Source organism: Afipia sp. MLSD5-FHT05B12, from assembly GCF_058793355.1.
Map to the genome: position 1 here is coordinate 88,571 of NZ_JBXAFS010000011.1, position 16,837 is coordinate 105,407.

19 protein-coding genes are annotated in these 16,837 nt (G+C 63.7%); 12 read left to right on the forward strand and 7 right to left on the reverse strand.

Annotation, left to right across the window (positions count from 1 at the left end; translation table 11 throughout):
• The first annotated feature begins 149 nt into the window (after positions 1–149).
• The 5 genes from AC1Q6J_RS15440 to AC1Q6J_RS15460 all read left to right on the forward strand — a co-directional run bounded on the left by AC1Q6J_RS15440 (position 150) and on the right by AC1Q6J_RS15460 (position 4,759).
• On the forward strand, positions 150–2,720 hold the full coding sequence (locus AC1Q6J_RS15440; RefSeq protein ID WP_492280096.1) for a TIGR02302 family protein: 2,571 nt from the start codon (positions 150–152) through the stop codon (positions 2,718–2,720).
• Between the two features lie 140 nt (positions 2,721–2,860).
• Positions 2,861–3,253 carry an ArsR/SmtB family transcription factor gene (locus AC1Q6J_RS15445; RefSeq protein ID WP_492280097.1) on the forward strand — a complete coding sequence of 131 codons (393 nt, stop codon included), beginning with the start codon at positions 2,861–2,863 and terminating at the stop codon, positions 3,251–3,253.
• A 72-nt stretch (positions 3,254–3,325) separates the two neighbouring features.
• Positions 3,326–3,772, forward strand: a complete 447-nt coding sequence (locus AC1Q6J_RS15450) for a VOC family protein (RefSeq protein ID WP_492280098.1) — start codon at positions 3,326–3,328, stop codon at positions 3,770–3,772.
• Between the two features lie 17 nt (positions 3,773–3,789).
• Positions 3,790–4,188 (forward strand): DoxX family protein, encoded by a 399-nt coding sequence (locus tag AC1Q6J_RS15455; protein ID WP_492280099.1) that lies wholly within the window; start codon positions 3,790–3,792, stop codon positions 4,186–4,188.
• A 37-nt stretch (positions 4,189–4,225) separates the two neighbouring features.
• On the forward strand, positions 4,226–4,759 hold the full coding sequence (locus AC1Q6J_RS15460; protein ID WP_492280100.1) for an SRPBCC family protein: 534 nt from the start codon (positions 4,226–4,228) through the stop codon (positions 4,757–4,759).
• A 21-nt stretch (positions 4,760–4,780) separates the two neighbouring features.
• Here the strand turns inward: AC1Q6J_RS15460 and soxR are convergent, their stop codons facing one another.
• The gene (gene soxR, locus AC1Q6J_RS15465) at positions 4,781–5,239 is read right to left on the reverse strand and encodes a redox-sensitive transcriptional activator SoxR (protein WP_492280101.1); all 459 of its coding nucleotides are present in this window, start codon (positions 5,237–5,239) and stop codon (positions 4,781–4,783) included.
• Positions 5,240–5,337: 98 nt separating this feature from the next.
• Here soxR and AC1Q6J_RS15470 point away from each other — a divergent pair, with 98 nt between their 5' ends.
• Positions 5,338–5,727 carry an antibiotic biosynthesis monooxygenase family protein gene (locus tag AC1Q6J_RS15470; protein ID WP_492280102.1) on the forward strand — a complete coding sequence of 130 codons (390 nt, stop codon included), beginning with the start codon at positions 5,338–5,340 and terminating at the stop codon, positions 5,725–5,727.
• A 37-nt stretch (positions 5,728–5,764) separates the two neighbouring features.
• Here the strand turns inward: AC1Q6J_RS15470 and AC1Q6J_RS15475 are convergent, their stop codons facing one another.
• Positions 5,765–6,553: an SDR family NAD(P)-dependent oxidoreductase gene (locus AC1Q6J_RS15475; RefSeq protein WP_492280103.1), complete on the reverse strand. Its 789-nt coding sequence runs from the start codon at positions 6,551–6,553 to the stop codon at positions 5,765–5,767.
• A gap of 152 nt (positions 6,554–6,705) precedes the next feature.
• Between AC1Q6J_RS15475 and AC1Q6J_RS15480 the strand changes: the two genes are divergently transcribed.
• Entirely contained in the window at positions 6,706–7,923 is a 1,218-nt protein-coding gene (locus AC1Q6J_RS15480) for a multidrug effflux MFS transporter (RefSeq protein WP_492280104.1), read from the forward strand.
• 1 nt (position 7,924) lies between these two features.
• On the opposite strand, the gene AC1Q6J_RS15485 is transcribed toward AC1Q6J_RS15480, so the two are convergent.
• On the reverse strand, positions 7,925–8,299 hold the full coding sequence (locus tag AC1Q6J_RS15485) for a response regulator (RefSeq protein ID WP_492280105.1): 375 nt from the start codon (positions 8,297–8,299) through the stop codon (positions 7,925–7,927).
• A complete protein-coding gene (locus tag AC1Q6J_RS15490; protein ID WP_492280106.1) occupies positions 8,300–9,169 on the reverse strand; it encodes an MJ0042-type zinc finger domain-containing protein in 870 nt (289 codons plus the stop codon).
• Between the two features lie 176 nt (positions 9,170–9,345).
• Between AC1Q6J_RS15490 and AC1Q6J_RS15495 the strand changes: the two genes are divergently transcribed.
• The 4 genes from AC1Q6J_RS15495 (at position 9,346) to AC1Q6J_RS15510 (ending at position 12,621) form a co-directional block, all read left to right on the forward strand.
• Positions 9,346–10,005, forward strand: a complete 660-nt coding sequence (locus AC1Q6J_RS15495; protein ID WP_492280107.1) for a cell division ATP-binding protein FtsE — start codon at positions 9,346–9,348, stop codon at positions 10,003–10,005.
• The gene (locus tag AC1Q6J_RS15500; RefSeq protein ID WP_492280108.1) at positions 9,998–10,960 is read left to right on the forward strand and encodes a cell division protein FtsX; all 963 of its coding nucleotides are present in this window, start codon (positions 9,998–10,000) and stop codon (positions 10,958–10,960) included. The genes AC1Q6J_RS15495 and AC1Q6J_RS15500 overlap by 8 nt, the downstream gene beginning before the upstream one ends.
• 208 nt (positions 10,961–11,168) lie before the next feature.
• Positions 11,169–11,804: a YdcF family protein gene (locus tag AC1Q6J_RS15505; RefSeq protein ID WP_492280159.1), complete on the forward strand. Its 636-nt coding sequence runs from the start codon at positions 11,169–11,171 to the stop codon at positions 11,802–11,804.
• A gap of 40 nt (positions 11,805–11,844) precedes the next feature.
• Positions 11,845–12,621 carry a lysophospholipid acyltransferase family protein gene (locus AC1Q6J_RS15510; protein ID WP_492280109.1) on the forward strand — a complete coding sequence of 259 codons (777 nt, stop codon included), beginning with the start codon at positions 11,845–11,847 and terminating at the stop codon, positions 12,619–12,621.
• A 9-nt stretch (positions 12,622–12,630) separates the two neighbouring features.
• Here AC1Q6J_RS15510 and AC1Q6J_RS15515 read toward each other — a convergent pair whose 3' ends face one another.
• Positions 12,631–13,215, reverse strand: coding sequence for a gamma-glutamylcyclotransferase (locus tag AC1Q6J_RS15515; RefSeq protein ID WP_492280110.1), 585 nt, complete (start codon positions 13,213–13,215; stop codon positions 12,631–12,633).
• A 192-nt stretch (positions 13,216–13,407) separates the two neighbouring features.
• On the opposite strand from AC1Q6J_RS15515, the gene AC1Q6J_RS15520 reads away from it, so the two are divergent.
• Positions 13,408–14,535, forward strand: coding sequence for a DUF2125 domain-containing protein (locus tag AC1Q6J_RS15520; protein ID WP_492280111.1), 1,128 nt, complete (start codon positions 13,408–13,410; stop codon positions 14,533–14,535).
• A gap of 262 nt (positions 14,536–14,797) precedes the next feature.
• On the opposite strand, the gene AC1Q6J_RS15525 is transcribed toward AC1Q6J_RS15520, so the two are convergent.
• On the reverse strand, positions 14,798–15,742 hold the full coding sequence (locus tag AC1Q6J_RS15525) for a prephenate/arogenate dehydrogenase family protein (protein ID WP_492280112.1): 945 nt from the start codon (positions 15,740–15,742) through the stop codon (positions 14,798–14,800).
• Complete coding sequence (hisC, locus tag AC1Q6J_RS15530) at positions 15,739–16,833, reverse strand: histidinol-phosphate transaminase (protein WP_492280113.1); 1,095 nt, start codon at positions 16,831–16,833, stop codon at positions 15,739–15,741. Before hisC ends, AC1Q6J_RS15525 begins: the two co-directional genes overlap by 4 nt.
• Positions 16,834–16,837: the final 4 nt, after the last annotated feature.

A 16,837-nucleotide genomic window follows, 5' to 3' on the forward strand; every position in this document is an offset into this window, starting at 1 on the left:
GCGGCTCGGCTGTTTGGCCGCAGCTTTGCATGTGGGTAGGGCGTTGAGACCATGCCTCATTGCCGCCGCTGTGCTAATGTCCCGTATCCGACGTTCGCTTTGCCAGAACCGGATCACTGGGCTGCACTGAATTGAATCTGGAGAGCCTGTTGAACGGACCGACCCCAGACCCATCCGAGCGTCCGCGCACTGCCGAGGAGGCCCGGCGTCTTCAACTCGCGCAGGCCTTGCGGCGGGCGCGGCTTGCGGTCGCATGGGAGCGCGGCTGGCCGCACCTCGCGCGATTGCTGACGGTGACGGGTCTCTTCCTGGCCGCGTCATGGGCGGGGCTGTGGGTCGCGTTTCCCTTCTCCGTGCGCATTGTCGCCTTCGCGGTTTTTGTGCTGTTGGCAATTGCGGCCCTGGTTCCGGCGGCCCGGTTTCGCTGGCCGACGCGTGAGGATGCGTTGCGTCGTCTTGATCGCGGAACTGGAATTCCCCATCGCCCCGCGACCGCATTGACCGATACGCTGAAGTCGCAGGACCCGATTACCCAGGCGCTGTGGCAGGAGCAGCACGCGCGAACGCTGGCGTCGATCAAGCGCATCCGCGCCGGTCTGCCGTCGCCACGTCTCGCGCTTCACGATCCCTGGGCGCTGCGCGCGCTGGTGGTCGTGCTGATGGTCGCGACCTTCATCGCCGCCGGCAACGATCGTCTGGCCCGCGTTGTCGCGGCGTTCGACTGGGACGGCGCTTTCACCGCGGCGAATGTTCGCGTCGATGCGTGGGTGACGCCGCCACCTTACACCAGCCGTCCGCCGATCATCCTGTCGAACTCCTTGAACAAGGATGCACCTCCATCAGAGATGGGGCCTGTCGCTGTTCCGGCGGGTAGCACGCTGATCGTCCGTTCCAGCGGTGGCAGGCTCGACGTTTCCGCGGCCGGTGGCGTGACGGAAGTTCCGGCGGCCGCGAACGCGCCGCAAGGCACCAGCGAGCGGCACTTCACCATTGCAGGCGACGGCACCGCGCATGTCCGCTCGCCATCGGGCCAGCCGCAATGGGCGTTCAGGGCGATGCCGGATCGTGCGCCGAGTATCTCCCTCGCCAAGGATCCCGAACGGCAGGCCAAGGGCGCGTTGCTGCTGTCCTACAAGCTTGAAGACGACTATGGCGTGACCGAAGCACGCGCGCAGTTCGCGCCTCGCGCCGGGAAGCAGGATGACGCCAGGGACGACAGCGCCGGACCGCAGCCGCTGTTTGATCCGCCGTCGATCACGCTCGGATTGCCGAACGTGCGTACCCGCAACGGCGTGGGCCAGACCGTCAAGGATCTCAGCGAAAATCCCTATGCCGGCGCCGATGTTACGCTGACGCTGACCGCGAAGGACGAAGCCGGCAACGAGGGGCGCAGCGAGCCATTCGACATGAGGCTGCCGGAGCGGCTGTTCGTGAAACCGCTGGCGCGCGCGCTGATCGAGCAGCGCCGCAATCTGGCGCTCGATGCCAACCAGAAGCCATTGGTGCTGATCGCGCTCGATGCGCTGATGATCGCACCCGAGGCGTTTTCGCCGGAGCTGGGACATTATCTCGGTTTGCGCAGCATTGCGTCCCAGCTTGGTCACGCCAGTTCGCGCGAGGCCATGCGCGAGACCGTCGACAACCTGTGGGCGCTCGCGGTGGCGATCGAGGACGGCAACATCAGCGATGTCGAGAAAGCGCTGCGCGCCGCGCAGGACGCCTTGAAGGACGCGCTGGAGCGCGGCGCCAGCGACGAAGAGATCAAGAAGTTGACCGACAATCTGCGCGCGGCGCTGGACAACTTCATGCGCCAGTTGGCCGAACAGTTGCGCAACAATCCGCAGCAACTGGCGCGGCCGCTCGATCCCAACGCCAAGGTGATGCGCCAGCAGGATCTCAAGAACATGATCGATCGCATGGAGCGGCTGTCGCGCTCCGGCGACAAGGATGCCGCGCGGGCGCTGCTCGATCAGATGCAGCAGATGCTGGAAAACCTGCAGATGGCGCAGCCGGGGCAGGGCGATGGCGATATGGAGCAGGCGCTGAACGAACTCGGCGACATGATCCGCAAGCAGCAGCAGTTGCGCGACAGGACGTTCAAGCAGGGCCAGGATTCCCGCCGCGACCGCAGCCGCGGTGAGCAGGGCGACCAGAATCCGATGGATGGGCTGCGTCAGGACCAGCAGGCGCTGCGCGACCGGCTGGGCAAGCTGCTCGACGACATGAAGAAGAACGGCATGATGCCGGGCCGGCGCGGCGATAAAGGCCAGCCGGGCCAGGGTCAGCAGCCGGGTCAGGGACAGGACGGCCAGCAGGACGATGGCGACGCGCTTGGCGACGCCGATTCGGCGATGGGCGATGCGGGCAGCCAGCTTGGACAGGGCAATGCCGACAGCGCCGTCGATTCGCAGGGCCGTGCGCTTGAAGCCCTGCGCAAGGGCGCGCAAAATCTCGCGCAGTCGATGCAGCCCGGCGAAGGGCAGGATGGCGGACCGGGCAACCGCATGGGCCGTCAGCAGAACAGCGGCAACACCACCGACCCGCTGGGGCGGCCGCTCAACGGCCGTGAGTGGAGTGACGATCTCACCGTGAAGATTCCCGGCGAGATCGATGTGCAGCGCGTGCGGCGTATCCTGGAAGAGCTGCGCCGCCGTCTCGCGGACCCGCAGCGGCCGCAGATCGAGCTCGATTACATCGAGCGTTTGCTCAAGGATTATTGAGGCTCAGGCGCGCCGCCGCTCACGTCCCGTCGGCCGCCGGAAACCCATCCGATTCTTGAATCAGGAACGCTTGACAGTTTCAGGCAACGGTTGTATTTAACCAAAAGGTTATTTAACCGAATGGTTATATGAAAGCGCCGATGGACCCGCTCAGCATCAAGTTCGCGGCGCTCGCCGATCCCACCCGCCGCGCCATCCTTGCGCGGCTGGTGCTTGGCGAGACCTCGGTCACGGAACTCGCCGAGCCGTTCGCCATGAGCATGCCCGCGGTCTCGAAACATCTGAAAGTGCTGGAGCATGCCGGTCTGGTGACGCGCGGCCGCGAGGCGCAGTGGCGTCCGTGCAAGATCGAACCGGCGGCGCTCAAGGAAGTCGACGACTGGCTTGAGAGCTATCGCCGCTTCTGGGAGGCGGGGCTGGATCGCCTCGAGGAATATCTCGGCACCTTGCAGGCGGCGGAAAAGAGCAAGGCCATGGCGCCGAAAAAACCGAGGCATCCGAGGAAAGAAAAGCGGGCGCCGCACCGGAAATAGAGATGGCGGCGCTGCCGCGAAATCGATCTGAAGACATCAATTTAAAAGACACCCGAAGCCGAGGAGCTATTCATGACCGAACAAATTCCGCCGCTGCCGCCGCTCGTTCCGCATCTCGTTGTCCTGGGCGCGATCGACGCCATCGCATTCTACAAGAAGGCCTTGGGCGCGACCGAAGTGATGCGGATGCCCTCCGAGGACGGCAAGCGCCTGATGCACGCCCATCTCATCATCAACGGCGCGACCGTCTTCCTGATGGACGATTTTCCCGAGCTTCGCGGTAACAGCGGTCACGGCGACGGCAAGACCATGGCCCCCGAAGAGCTCGGCGGCTCCAGCTTCCTGCTGCATCTCGAAGTCCCCAATTGCGACGAGGCCGTCAAACGCGCGGTGGATGCCGGCGCGAAAGTCATCGTGCAGCCGTGGGATGCATTCTGGGGCGCGCGCTACGGCGAGGTGCGCGATCCGTTCGGTCACGGCTGGAGTTTTGGCCATCCACTGCCGGCGAAGGCGGGATGATCCAACGGGAGATTGCAATGAATGAACTCGTTCCGATTTCGGCGACCGCGCAGTGGACCGGACGCATCCTCAGCGGTCTGGTTGTTCTGTTCCTGCTGTTCGACGGCGCCATCAAGCTGATCCCGCTCGATATCGTTATCGAGACATCGCGTCAGCTTGGTATTCCGACACATCTCGCGGTCACTCTCGGCGTGCTGACGCTGCTCGGCACGCTGCTCTATGCGTATCCGCGGACTTCGGTACTGGGCGCGATTCTGCTGACCGGATATCTCGGCGGCGCGATCTATGTGCATGTTCGCGCCGGCAGCCCGCTGTTCAGCCACACGCTGTTTGGCGTCTATCTCGGCGTCCTGCTCTGGGGCGGGCTCTACCTGCGCGACGAGCGGCTGCGTCTGATTTTCCCCTGGCGGCGCTGACGCCAGAATTCAAATCCTGTCTGAGACGGAGAGTGACATGACCACCCTGATGTACATTGCCATCTTCCTCGCGATTGTGATCGCTATCGTTCTTGCCCTCGCCGCATTGCGGCCGAACACATTCCGGATCGAGCGCTCGATCGATATCAACGCGCCCGCGGACAAGATCTTCCCGCTGATCAACGACTACAGGAACTGGGGATCATGGTCGCCCTACGAGCATGTTGATCCCGCCATGCAGCGGACCTTCAGCGGCGCGCCGAGCGGCAAGGGCTCGGTGTATGAGTGGAGCGGCAACAAGAACATCGGCCATGGCCGCATGGAGATCCTCGATGCAACACCATCGTCGAAGGTCGTTATCAAACTGGATTTCTTCAGTCCGTTCGAGGCTCACAACATCGCCGAGTTCACCATGCGGCCGCTGGGCAGCACGACGACTGTCACCTGGGCGATGCATGGTCCGGCGCCCTACATGGCGAAGATCATGCACATGGTCTTCAAGATGGACCGCATGGTCGGCGGTCAGTTTCAACAGGGTCTGACCAGCATGAAGGCGGTCGCCGAGAAGTAACGGAGCGATGCGGTGTCCACGCTATCGATCAAACAACCTCGCGCCCGGACCCCGCTCTCTCGCCTTGTCGCCCGGATTGCGCAAGGGGCATGTCTTCAGCGACAGGCATCCGCATCCGATACAGCCGGTCAACTGATCGCGCAGGCGGGTCAATGTGGCGATCCGGTCGTCGAGATCGGCGCGCCACGCCGCCGACAGTCTGGCCCAATCCTTGACGGTGGGGACGCGTCCGTCAGGCAGCGACGCCAGCGCATTGCGGATTGTCGCCAGCGGCAATCCGGTACTCTGCGCCACCTTGATGACGGCGACACGGCGCAACACCGCGCGCGGATAGCGCCGCTGGTTGCCGCGATTGCGCGAACTCGTAATCAGTCCCTTCGATTCATAGAAATGAAGGGTGGAGACGGCGACACCGCAGCGTTCCGCCACCTCGCCGACGCTCAGGTCCCGTGCAATTCCGGCCGGCCTGTTTTGCTTCATCGTTGCTTGACCTCAACTATGGTTGAGGTTTTAGGCTGCCCTCATCGCCGCCGCAAGCGTTGCCATGCAGTGAGTGACCGACAATCAGAGATGGAAACATGCCAGAAGCGAAGTATCAGGATCGGGTTCAATCGCAGGACAGCCCGCCGCGGCCGTTCGTGCTCATCAACAGTTTCACGCCAAAGCCGGGAAAGATCGACGAACTGGCGGACCTGCTGGAGGCGGCGCGGAATCGATTCGCGGATCGCGTTCCCGGCTTTCACGGTGGCCGGGTCTATCGCGACATCGATGGAAACTCGGCTCTGCTCATCAGCGTGTTTGACACCGAGGATCACTACGAAGACTGGATCTCGACCGCGATGTTTGCCGAGTATCAGAAGCAGGTCGTGGATATTACCGATGGCATGGGGCAATCCCGGATCGAGGCTGGCCGTCCGCGGCGAACAGCCAGCCGCGGAGCGATGCACATGGGGGATGCGGCCGCATAAGCGGCTCAACGCCCGGAATAGGGGACGTGACCTGTTCTCAGCCGTTACGGCCTTCGCCGCGCAGCGTCGGGAGACCAATGCCCGTGGCTTCGAATCCGCCGTCGACGCACAGCATCTGTCCGGTGATGTAGCTGGCGCGGTCGCTGCACAGGAAGAAGATCGCCTCCGCGAGTTCTTCCTCAAGGCCATAGCGGTTGAGCGGAATGGTGTCGTGATAGTCGGCACGGATGGCGGGTGTGTGAACCGCTTTCGCCATCGCGGTATCGACCGGGCCTGGCGCCACAGCGTTGACGCGGATGCCGAGCGTGGCAAGCTCCACCGCGAATTGCTTGGTGAGATGCGCCAGGCCGGCCTTGCTCGTGCCGTAAGCGGTGCGCAGCGTCGAGGCGCGAAGCGCCGAGATCGAGGTGATGTTCACGATCGCGCCGCCGCCGGTCTCCCGCATCAGCGGCGCTGCCGCCTGCGTGCAGAGAAACGGTCCTGTGAGGTTCACCGCCAGCACGCGGTCCCAGTCGGCCTGCGTCGTTTCCAGCAGCGGCTTGAAGATGGCGATGCCGGCATTGTTGACCAGCGCATCGAGCCGTCCGAAGTGCTGGACGGCCTGCCTGAATGCAGCGGCGACCGCGTCGGCATCCGATACGTCGCAATGGATCGCCAGTGTGGTATCGGGTGCGGCGAGCGCCTTGAAGGTCTGGGCGAGCAGGTCTTTTTCGATATCGAGCAGCACGACCTGCCAGCCTTCCGCCAGAAATCGTTTCGCCGCGGCAAGTCCGATGCCGCGCGCCGCGCCCGTCACCAGCGCCACCTTCCGTTGTTCCTTGGTCATGTCCGGTCCCGTTTCTTGATTGACGCCATCAGCGCTCTCCATGGCATTGACCATTTTTCGCGGACCGCCACAACAACTTCGCATGCCAGCCGCGTGACCTGATCGCGCGTCTGCTCACACAATCGACAAGAATATTCAGGATATGTCACGCCATGTCTTCCAGCTCTACGTCTTCCAGCTTTGCCAAAAACGCGATCGTTCTGGGTCTGCTGTCCGCGATCGGGCCTTTCGCCATCGATATGTATCTGCCTGCGCTCCCGGCAATCGCATCGGATCTCCAGGCGTCCACAGCGGCCACCCAGATGACGCTGATGGCGTTCTTCGTGGCGTTCGGGGTTTGCCAGATCGTCTATGGACCGGTCTCGGACATGGTGGGCCGCAAGCCGCCGCTTTACTTCGGGATCGTGGTTTTTGCGCTCGGCAGCATCGGCTGCGGCCTTGCGCCGAGCATCGCGTGGCTGATCTTCTTCCGCTTCGTGCAGGGCCTCGGCGCGGCGGCGGTGATGGTGATACCGCGTGCCGTGATCCGCGATCTCCACACCGGCGTCGATGCGACGCGGTTGATGTCGCTGGTCATGCTGGTGTTCAGCGTCTCGCCGATCCTGGCTCCGCTGGTCGGCAGCGGCCTGATCGTGCCGTTCGGCTGGCGCGCGGTGTTCGCCGCCGTGACCATCGCGTCCATCCTGTCGTTCCTGCTGGTCGCTTTCGTGCTTCCTGAAACCCGGCTGCCAGAAGAGCGGGTCGAGGTCAGCGTGCGCAGCGTACTGGGCGGTTTTGGCGAACTGTTCCGCGACTGGCATTTCCTTGGACTGACCTTCATCGGCGGTTTCGGGATGGCGAGTTTTTTCGCCTTCCTCGCCAGTTCGTCGTTCATCTACATCGGCCACTTCGGGCTGACGCCGACCCAGTACGGCCTGACGTTCTCGGTGAATGCCATCGGCTTCATCGGCGCCTCCCAGTTCAGCGCATATCTGGCTTCGCGCTTCGGCATCACGCGCGTGGTGTCGGTCGCCGTGACCTGCTTCGCGGTGGCAACGGTTGCCCTGTTTGCGGTGACCGCTGCCGGTGTCGACAGCCTCGCTGTGCTGGTTGTGATGCTGTTCATCGCCAATGCCTGGCTGGGGCTCGTGATTCCCTCGACCATGGTGCTGTCGCTGGAAGATCACGGCCCCATCGCCGGCATGGCGTCGGCATTGGGCGGGACGTTGCAGATGATCACGGGCGCGGTGATGATCGTCGTTGCCAGCGCATTCTTCGATGGAACGGCGCTGCCGATGGTGACCACGATTGCCGTCTGCGCGGTCGCGGCTTTCATCCTGACGCGGCTGACGCTTGGTCCGCGCAACACCGTCTCGCAACTGGCGGAGTGACCTAGTCGTCGCGCGACGCCAATGCGTCAGCGACCGCGGTGCGGATGTCCGCCACCGCGAACGGCTTGGTGATGACGTCGTGGATAATCGCTTCCAGCCCGGACGCCCGCTCACGCTGGTCCGCGAAGCCGGTCATCAGGAGAATCGTCAGGCGCGGAAAGTCGCGCGCGGCGGCCAGCGCCAGCGCGATGCCGTCCATCACCGGCATCTTGATATCAGTGAGCAGAAGATCGAACGCACCCTCGTCACGGTTCAGGATCTCCAGTGCCTCGGCGCCGTCCTCGGCGGTGACGATTTCATGGCCGTCCATGGCGATCGCACGCGCCACCAGCAGGCGCATCGACTCCTCGTCGTCGGCGATCAAAACACGGGGCATTCAGGTTCCTCCGGTCGCGATATCCCGCTTGTGGAAGAATCTCACGGCTATTTCACGGCCTTCGGCCGGCGGCGACGCCAGCCGTGTCTTGAACCAGGCGCGCTCGCCGGGATTGAGCACGGGCTGCTCCAGCACGGCATTCCACGCATAGATGTCCGCGCCATTGGCGTCGCGCACGATGAACCGCAGCCGCGGAATCTCCACCGACTTGCGTGCGATATCGACGAGTGCTCCTTCGATCAGCAGCACCGTCTTGTTGTTCACCGTCTCGGTGCTGATCTTGAGATCCTCGAAGGCGAGACCGCGCAGGTTCACACCCATGCCGATCATCTTGAAGAACGCAGCGGTTTGCGGCATCGCGCGCACCACATCGGCGCGCCAGGCAAGCAGGGCGAACACCACCGCGCCGAGCGCCATGCAGGCCGTCGGCAGGGTCAGGACGCCGGGGAGGGCTTTCGCCCAGTTCGCGGATTTCAGGAACGGTGCGACGGATGAGCCGATTTTCCTGATCCGGGAGGATTTGGCCGGGCCTGTCTCGGTCATGGCCTCCTGCTGGGCCAATGCAGTCCAGTTCTGGTCAGTTGCTTGTTGAGAAGCCGGAGGCTCGGACCACTCGCTGGAAATGGACGGGCTTTCGACATGCGGCATATCATTGTTGCGCCAATCGCCCGATCCGCCGTCCCGCGCTTCAAAATCATCATGGGGAGGGACTTCTTCCACCTCGTATCCGGACATGGCCGAGGCCAGTTCCTGCGGCACGGCGAGCCAGACTTCCTGGCAGCGGGCGCACCGCACACGGCGCCCCGCCGCGCTGAAATTGGCCGGATCGACCGCGTAGGATGTCGTACAATGGGGGCAAACGATATGCATGGAATCGCCAGAATCAACGCGCCAGAATCGGACCACCAGAACCTATCTGGCGTCCGTTAACGAATCGGAAACCATAACGGCCGCAAAAGCGTTTTATGGCATCCGCCCCTGCGGCTGCCGGCCGGACGGGGCGCCCGGGACGGTATCTCCATCGGTCTTGTCGAACGGAGCTGAGATTGGTCCGGTTCGAAAATGTCGGTTTGCGCTACGGGCTTGGCCCGGAGGTTCTGCGCGACCTGACCTTCCAGATCCCCGCCCGCTCGTTCCAGTTTCTCACCGGGCCGTCCGGTGCCGGCAAGACCTCGCTGCTGCGCATGCTGTTCCTGTCGCTGCGGCCGACGCGGGGTCTGGTCAATCTGTTCGACAAGGATGTCTCGCTGCTCGACAAGGATGCGCGCGCCGAACTGCGTTCGCGCATTGGCATCGTGTTGCAGGACTTCCGGCTGCTCGATCACATGACGACTTATGAAAACGTCGCGCTGCCGTTCCGCGTCATGGGCCGCAGCGAATCCAGCTACCGCAAGGAAGTCATCGATCTGCTCAACTGGGTGGGTCTCGGCAAGCGGATGGATGCGCTGCCGCCGATCCTGTCGGGCGGCGAGAAGCAGCGCGCGGCGATTGCGCGCGCGGTGATCGCCCGGCCGCAGCTGCTGCTGGCGGATGAGCCGACCGGCAACGTCGATCCCTCGCTGGCGCGGCGGCTGCTCAGTCTCTTCATTCAATTGAACAAGTCCGGTACCGCTGTCATCATCGCCACCCACGACATCGCATTGATGGATCAGTACGAGGCGCGGCGCATGGTGCTGCATGAATCGCGGCTGCACATCTATGATTGACGACCGCAAACCCGTGATGGATCTGGGCGACAGCACGTCGGAAGTCGCGGCGCATGCGCGCAACCTGTCGCCGATCGTTCCGCGCGGTTCGATCTCCGGGCGCGCGTTGATCGCGGTCGTCGCCATCATGACGTATCTCGCATCGATGACGACCGGAGCGGTGCTGCTGGTGCGCGCATCGGCGGCCGAGTGGCAGTCCGACGTATCCAGCGAGCTCACCATCCAGTTGCGGCCCTCACCGGGCCGCGACATCGAGCGCGACGTCCGCAGCGTCACGGAGGCGGCACGGGCGCAGCCCGGAATTCTGGAAGTGCGGCCGTTCAGCAAGGCTGAGTCGGCGCGGCTTCTGGAGCCTTGGCTGGGCACCGGACTGTCGCTTGACGATCTTCCCGTTCCGCGCGTGATCGTCGTGCGTGTGGCGCCGGGTTCGGTGCCGGACCTTGCGGTCTTGCGCCGCAGTGTCGCCCAGGCGGCGCCGTCCGCCACCATCGACGATCATCGCGCCTGGATCGAGCGTATGCGATCGATGACGGGCGCGATTGTTCTGGCCGGCACCGGGATTCTTGTTCTTGTAATTGTGGCGACCGTGATCTCGGTGTCGTTCGCCACACGAGGTGCGATGGCGGCCAACCGGCCGATCGTCGAGGTGCTGCATTTCGTCGGTGCGCAGGATCGCTATATCGCCAACCGTTTCCTGCGCCATTTTCTGCGGCTCGGTCTCGAGGGCGGTCTGATCGGCGGATTGGCGGCGATGCTGACATTTGGCTTCTCGGAATCCATCGCAAGCTGGTTCTCGGGGACGCCGGTGGGCGATCAGTTCGCGGCGCTGCTGGGGACGTTCGCGCTGCCGGCCTCGGGTTATCTGGTGCTGGCTGCCCAGACCCTGATGATCGCCGCGGTCACGGCATGGGCCTCGCGGCGGACGCTGTTTGCGACCCTTGAAGAGATCGATTGATTGTGTTTTCAGGCGGGGGACGGCACTGGCTGACAGCCCGTCAAAACATGGTGTTGGCGGGGTTTGAGGCCACAGCCACGCCGGATTTTGAGATAGACTGGAACCTGCGCAACAACGTGATCTGCGCCTGAGCGAGTTGAGATTGCCCGAGACCACACACCACCGCGATGCCACGCCGACGCACGGGCGCTTGCGCCATCGTGTTGTGATGCTTGCTGTTGCCGGAATCCTTCTTTTTATCGGGCTGGGCTTCGTCGATTTCCTGTCGCGGGTGCCGCCCGCCGAAGAAAAGCCGTCGCGCAATGCCGACGGCATCGTGGTCCTCACCGGCGGTTCGTCGCGGGTCTCCGACGCGCTGGAATTGCTGTCGGTGGGATACGGCCGCCGGCTGCTGATCTCCGGGGTGCATCCGACCAACGGCTACAGCGACATCCAGCGCACGCTGCCCGACAGCCAGCGTCTGCTCACCTGCTGCGTCGATCTGGACCGGTCAGCGGTCAATACCCGCAGCAATGCGACGGAGACGCGGCGCTGGGCGGTTGAGCGCGGTTTTCGCTCCCTGATCGTGGTGACATCGAACTATCATATGCCGCGCGCGATCGTCGAACTGTCCCACGCCATGCCGGACATCGAACTGGTTCCGTTTGCCGTGGTCGGCGACAAATGGCGCGAAGAGCCGTGGTGGACGAGTGGCGCTGCCTTGCGGCTCCTGCTATCGGAATACGCCAAGTATCTTTTTGCGCAGACGCGGGTCGCTTTCGGCGGCGTGGGGCAGGGCGGCATGCCGGAGGCCGGTGCGCTGAATCCGTCACCCTCAAAGCCGCACACCGTGTCTGCTAACTAGCTGTCAGCTTCTGATATTTGCACTCTGGGCGGGTTTGTCGATGGTTTCGGTTTTTTTGCGTTCGCTGCTCTACAATATCGTTTTCTATCTGAACCTTGTCTTCTGGGTGCTGCTCGGCCTTCCGACCTATGCGATGCCGCGCTGGGGTATCGTCTGGATCGCAACCAACTGGGGCAAGACGAGCATCTGGTGGATGCGGATCATCTGCAACACGAAGGTGGAGTATCGCGGCCTCGATAAGATCCCGAAAGGCCCGCTGATCGCCGCATCGAAACATCAGTCGGCCTGGGAAACCTTCGCGCTGCTGCAATTCTTCGATCAGCCGCTTTATATCCTGAAACGCGAGCTGCTCTGGCTTCCGTTGTTCGGCTGGTATCTCAGCAAGGCCGGTATGATCGGCGTCAATCGCAAAGCCGGCGGACGCACATTGATCGACATCACCAGGCGCGCCGCCCAGGAAATCCGGCGCGGCCGCCAGCTTCTGATTTTTCCCGAGGGAACGCGGCGCGCCGTCGGCGCACAGCCGGACTACAAGAACGGCGTCAGTTTGATTTATGGCGAGGCCGGTGTGCCCTGCATTCCCGTCGCGCTCAATTCCGGATTGTTCTGGCCGCGCCGGACCTTCCTGCGTTACCCCGGCACGCTCGTGATCGAGTTTCTTGATCCAATTCCGCCGGGTCTCAAACGGCACGACTTCACCGCGCGCCTGCAAGCCGCGATCGAAGAGGCGACCGATCGGCTGGTGAAGGCGGGGCGCGAGGAGCAGGTCCGCTTGATCGGGTTTTCCGCGCCGGTCGCCGCGTCCGTCCGATCCTGAAGGTATCGATCAGGTGTGGCGATGCAGGGCGCCTTCGCCGTGGAGCATCGCCGCGAGACGATGCAGCGGCGCGTCGCGAACGCCCTGCGCTTCCAGCGCGGTCACCGTCGCGATGACATATTCGTCATTCGGCCCATAGGCGCCGTGACCTTGCCGCACCAGTTTTAGCTGCTCGTCCATGGTCAGCCGTCCGGCATATTGATCGTGGCTGCGGTCGGCGACATAGGCGAGCGCGCTGACCCTCTGGCGGGCATCGCCCTGAAGCCAGACGGAACGAATGACCTCGCGATAGACGCCGGTGACCTGCTCGCGCTCGCGCAGATAAGAGACGGTTGATTTTCTGTCGGCCGCGGCCACCCGGAACGCGACGCCCTGACAGGCGCCTCCGCGATCGAGGCCGAGCACCAGGCCCGGCTTTTCCGGCGTGCCGCGATGGACCATCGAGTAGATACAGAGCGAACGGTGCTCGCCGATCAGCCGCGCCGGCTTCTGCTCAAGGAAGGCGAAGCCCGGCTTCCAGATCAGCGATCCATAGCCGAACACCCACAGGTCGCCCTCGGGAAACTCGGATTCTGAAAGGATTTTTGCAGCCATGGCGACGTCACCTGATGGATCACGCCTACCAGTCCACCATCGTGCGCGCAACCTGAGGAGCCTCAAGCTTATGGACTTCAAGGCGATTTGCGCGAAAGGTGCATCTTTCAATTGCCTGATTCCGGTGTTCTAGCTCCTGCCATGCCGACATCTCCCATCGCACCTCGCCGCCGTCTCTGGCCCGTTTTCGTAATGCCGGTTCTTGTCCTTGTCGCAGCCGCGGCGTGGAGCGGGTTCTGGTTCTATGCCGCGTCTCATGTCGACGAGAAATTCGATGAATGGCGCACGCGCGAGGCGAAGTCCGGCCGCGCCTACGAGTGCGCCAACCGCTCCGTCGCGGGATTTCCGTTCCGCATGGAGGTTCGCTGCGAAAGTCCGGTGGTGACGCTGACGTCGCAAACCGCCGACCAGACCCAGCTCACCGCACGGCTGAAGGATATTCTGGTCGTCGCGCAGGTTTACGATCCGGCGAAGATCATCGCCGAATTCACCGGACCTGCCACCGTCGCAAGCCGAGGCGAGGCGCCGTCCTTTGTCGCTGGCTGGACCACCGGCCGCGCCAGCGCCTCCGGTCTGCCTACGCCGCAGCGCGTCTCGCTGGTGTTCGACGATCCGGCGCTCGATCGCATGAACGCTTCAGTGCAGACACCTTTGTTGCGCGCCAAGCATCTCGAACTGCACACGCGCCTGCTGGAAGGCTCATTGTCCAACAACCCGGTGGTGGAAACCGCGTTTCAGGTGACGGCGGGAAGCCTGCAAGGATTGCATCCGATTCTCGCCGAGCCGTTCGACGCGGACATCCGCGCGCTGCTGCGCGGCCTGAAGGACTTCGCGCCGAAACCCTGGCCGGAGCGTTTTCGTGAAATTCAGGCCGCCGGCGGCCGCCTCGACTTCACCCAGTCGCGCGTGCAGCAGGGCGAGACCATCGCGGTCGCCGCAGGCTCGCTCGCGCTGACACCGACAGGTTATCTCGACGGCGAACTGACCATGACGGTCGCCGGGCTCGAGCGGGTCGTCTCGCAGCTTGGCATCGACAAGCTCCTGATGGAGGGTGTGCCGCAATCATCTGTCGATCGCATCGCGCCCGGCATCAGCGCGCAGGACGTCAACAAGGTGATCGGCGCGCTCGACCGGATGATTCCGGGCCTCGGCAATGTCGCGCGCAAGAACGCCAATGCCGGCGTGGTCGCCGGCATCAACATGCTCGGTCAGGCCTCGACCCTCGAAGGCAAGCCGGCGCGGGCGTTTCCGCTGAAATTCACCGAGGGCGTGATTTCCATCGGCCCTTTGCGGATCGCGCAGACAGCACCGCTGTTTTAGGCAAGTCAAAACGCCATCTTGGAGGTTGTTTATCGGCCATCACCCCACCCGGCTGACCTTTGGCATAGCCGATGCAAAGCATCGGCGTTCTATTCTAAGAACGGCGGCCAGAGGCCGCCTACGCACCCTCCCCATCGAGGGGAGGGATAGCGCGCGCGGTTGGTCAACGATGCTTTTATCCCTCCCCCTTGTGGGGAGGGTCGGCGCCATAAGCGCGTTTACGCGCGTCTTCGACGCGCTATAGCGCCGGGGTGGGGGTAAATTACTTTTCCGCCGGCTTCGGCAGGTTCGCGTGCTTGCGGCCGAAATCCGGATCGGCGGTTTCCTGGCCGAGATTGACGATGCCGCGGCGGATCGCTCGCGTGCGCGTGAAGTGATCGAACAGCGCCTCGCCGTCGCCGCGGCGGATCGCGCGGGTCAGCTTCGAGAGATCTTCCTGAAACGCGCCGAGCATTTCCAGCACGGCATCCTTGTTGGCGAGAAACACGTCGCGCCACATGGTGGGATCGGATGCGGCGATGCGGGTGAAGTCGCGGAAACCGCCCGCCGAGAATTTCAACACTTCCGCCTGCGTCACATCTTCCAGTTCGTCGGCGGTGCCGACGATGGTGTAGGCGATCAGATGCGGCAGGTGGCTGGTGACGGCGAGCACGAGGTCATGATGATCGGCGGCCATGGTCTCGACATTGGCGCCGAGCGCGCGCCAGAAAACCGCGAGCTTCTCGACAGCGGCCGGATCGGCGTCCGGCGGCGGCGTCAGGATGCACCAGCGATTGATGAACAGTTCGGCGAAGCCTGAATCGGGGCCGGAATGTTCAGTGCCCGCCACCGGATGCGCCGGAATGAAATGCACGGTCTTCGGCAGATGCGCGGACATGTCCCGCAGCACCATGCCCTTGACGGAGCCGACATCGGAGACGATCGCGCCGGGCTTGAGATGCGGCGCAATCTCTTTTGCGACCGGCCCGCAGGCGCCGACCGGGATAGACAATATAACGAGATCAGCGTCCTTAACGGCCTCCGCGTTCGTCTCCACCACGCGATCGACGATGCCGAGGTCCTGCACGCGCGCGCGGGTCGCGGGCGAGCGCGCCGTTGCCACGATCTCGCCTGCAAGCCCCTGGGCGCGCGCCGCACGCGCGATCGAGCCGCCGATCAGGCCGAAGCCAATCAGCGCGATCCGCCCGAACATAGGCGCGACGCTCATTTCTGCCCCATGAATTCGGCAAGCGCCGCGACCACGAGACGGTTGGCTTCCTCGGTACCGACGGTCATGCGCAGCGCATGCGGCAGTTTGTAGTTTTTCAGCGCGCGCAGGATCAGGCCGCGCCTGGTCAGGAACGCGTCTGCATCGTCAGCGGTCTTGCCCTTCGTTTGCGGAAAATGGATCAGGACGAAGTTCGCGACGCTCGGCGTCACCTCAAGCCCGAGCTTGCCGATTTCATCGGTCAGCCAGGTGCGCCACGTGTCGTTGTGCGCGCGGGACCTGTTCTGGTGCTCGGCGTCTTCCAGCGATGCGATCGCCGCGTCCGACGCGGGCGTCGAGACGTTGAACGGGCCGCGAATGCGGTTCACCGCATCGATAATGTTGGCGGGGCCATACATCCAGCCGACACGCAGCGATGCGAGGCCGTGAATCTTCGAGAAGGTGCGCGTCATCACCGTGTTGTCGGTGGTCGCGACCATTTCAATTCCGGCCTCGTAATCGTTTTTCGAAACGTATTCCGAATAGGCCGCATCGATGACCAGCAGCACATGCGGCGGCAATCCGGCGCGCAGCCGCTTGACCTCGTCGAACGGAACATAGGTGCCGGTCGGGTTGTTCGGATTGGCGAGCCACACCATCTTGGTGCGCGGCGTCACCGCGCCGAGGATCGCGTCGACGTCCGCGGTGTAGTTCTTCTCCGGCGCGATCACATTGATGGCGCCGTTGCCCATGGTCGCGATCGGGTAAACCAGAAAGCCGTGGGTGGTGTGGATCGCCTCGTCGCCGGGGCCGAGATAGGTGTGCGCCAGATAGTTCAGCAGTTCATCGGAGCCCGCGCCGCAGATGATGCGGTCGGGATCGAGTCCATAGGTGCGTCCGATGGTTTCGCGCAGCGCGCGCGAGGTGCCTTCCGGGTAATCCTCCAGATGATCGGCGGCGGCCTTGTAGGCGGCAATGGCTTTCGGCGACGGCCCGAGCGGGGTCTCGTTCGCGGACAGCTTGAAGACGCGGCCGGTCAGCCCGGCGCCGCTCTTGCCCGGCGTGTAAGGCGCAATATCGAGAATGCCTGGCTTCGGCACAGGACGGGACATCAAC

Bases quoted from the DNA above. Each gene is read 5' to 3' on its own strand.
- AC1Q6J_RS15505 (WP_492280159.1), top strand. From the start codon at position 11,169: ATGCTTGCTGTTGCCGGAATCCTTCTTTTTATCGGGCTGGGCTTCGTC.
- AC1Q6J_RS15475 (WP_492280103.1), bottom strand. From the start codon at position 6,553: ATGACCAAGGAACAACGGAAGGTGGCGCTGGTGACGGGCGCGGCGCGC.
- hisC (WP_492280113.1), bottom strand. From the start codon at position 16,833: ATGTCCCGTCCTGTGCCGAAGCCAGGCATTCTCGATATTGCGCCTTAC.
- AC1Q6J_RS15500 (WP_492280108.1), top strand. From the start codon at position 9,998: ATGATTGACGACCGCAAACCCGTGATGGATCTGGGCGACAGCACGTCG.
- AC1Q6J_RS15470 (WP_492280102.1), top strand. From the start codon at position 5,338: ATGCCAGAAGCGAAGTATCAGGATCGGGTTCAATCGCAGGACAGCCCG.
- AC1Q6J_RS15455 (WP_492280099.1), top strand. From the start codon at position 3,790: ATGAATGAACTCGTTCCGATTTCGGCGACCGCGCAGTGGACCGGACGC.
- AC1Q6J_RS15520 (WP_492280111.1), top strand. From the start codon at position 13,408: ATGCCGGTTCTTGTCCTTGTCGCAGCCGCGGCGTGGAGCGGGTTCTGG.
- AC1Q6J_RS15490 (WP_492280106.1), bottom strand. From the start codon at position 9,169: ATGCATATCGTTTGCCCCCATTGTACGACATCCTACGCGGTCGATCCG.
- AC1Q6J_RS15480 (WP_492280104.1), top strand. From the start codon at position 6,706: ATGTCTTCCAGCTCTACGTCTTCCAGCTTTGCCAAAAACGCGATCGTT.
- AC1Q6J_RS15510 (WP_492280109.1), top strand. From the start codon at position 11,845: ATGGTTTCGGTTTTTTTGCGTTCGCTGCTCTACAATATCGTTTTCTAT.
- AC1Q6J_RS15460 (WP_492280100.1), top strand. From the start codon at position 4,226: ATGACCACCCTGATGTACATTGCCATCTTCCTCGCGATTGTGATCGCT.
- AC1Q6J_RS15485 (WP_492280105.1), bottom strand. From the start codon at position 8,299: ATGCCCCGTGTTTTGATCGCCGACGACGAGGAGTCGATGCGCCTGCTG.
- AC1Q6J_RS15445 (WP_492280097.1), top strand. From the start codon at position 2,861: ATGGACCCGCTCAGCATCAAGTTCGCGGCGCTCGCCGATCCCACCCGC.
- AC1Q6J_RS15450 (WP_492280098.1), top strand. From the start codon at position 3,326: ATGACCGAACAAATTCCGCCGCTGCCGCCGCTCGTTCCGCATCTCGTT.
- AC1Q6J_RS15515 (WP_492280110.1), bottom strand. From the start codon at position 13,215: ATGGCTGCAAAAATCCTTTCAGAATCCGAGTTTCCCGAGGGCGACCTG.
- AC1Q6J_RS15525 (WP_492280112.1), bottom strand. From the start codon at position 15,742: ATGAGCGTCGCGCCTATGTTCGGGCGGATCGCGCTGATTGGCTTCGGC.
- soxR (WP_492280101.1), bottom strand. From the start codon at position 5,239: ATGAAGCAAAACAGGCCGGCCGGAATTGCACGGGACCTGAGCGTCGGC.